This is a genomic window from Leptolyngbya sp. CCY15150 (assembly GCF_016888135.1).
Lineage (GTDB): Bacteria > Cyanobacteriota > Cyanobacteriia > RECH01 > RECH01 > RECH01.
In genome coordinates, this window is the sequence record NZ_JACSWB010000140.1 from 1 (window position 1) to 709 (window position 709).

The 709-nt window shown below is 53.5% G+C and carries 1 protein-coding gene; it reads right to left on the bottom strand.

From position 1 onward, the window contains the following. A partial coding sequence (locus tag JUJ53_RS04385) for a photosystem II q(b) protein (protein WP_204150767.1) occupies positions 1-709 on the bottom strand: 709 nt, incomplete at both ends.

Consider the following 709-nt stretch of genomic DNA (forward strand, 5'->3'; position numbering starts at 1 on the left):
ACATCCGCCCAAGTTCCGATGACGCGACCCTGAGAGTCAATCACGGACTGGTTGAAGTTGAAACCGTTCAGGTTGAACGCCATGGTGCTAATACCCAATGCCGTGAACCAGATGCCGACCACGGGCCATGCACCCAAGAAGAAGTGCAGAGCGCGGGAGTTGTTGAAGCTGGCATATTGGAAGATCAAACGACCGAAGTAGCCGTGAGCCGCAACGATGTTGTAGGTCTCTTCTTCTTGTCCAAACTTGTAACCGTAGTTCTGTGACTCGGTCTCGGTCGTCTCACGTACCAGGCTGGAGGTCACCAAGGAACCGTGCATCGCGGAGAACAAGCTACCACCGAAGACACCAGCCACACCCAACATGTGGAAGGGGTGCATCAAGATGTTGTGCTCGGCTTGGAACACGAACATGAAGTTGAAGGTACCGGAAATACCCAAGGGCATACCGTCGGAGAAAGAACCTTGTCCAATCGGGTAGATCAGGAAGACTGCAGATGCTGCTGCAACAGGTGCAGAGTAAGCAACGCAGATCCAAGGACGCATACCCAAGCGGTAGGACAGTTCCCACTCACGTCCCATGTAGCAGAACACGCCGATCAGGAAGTGGAATACGACCAACTGGTAAGGACCACCGTTGTACAACCACTCATCTAAGGAAGCTGCTTCCCAGATGGGGTAGAAGTGCAAGCCAATGGCGTTGGACGAAG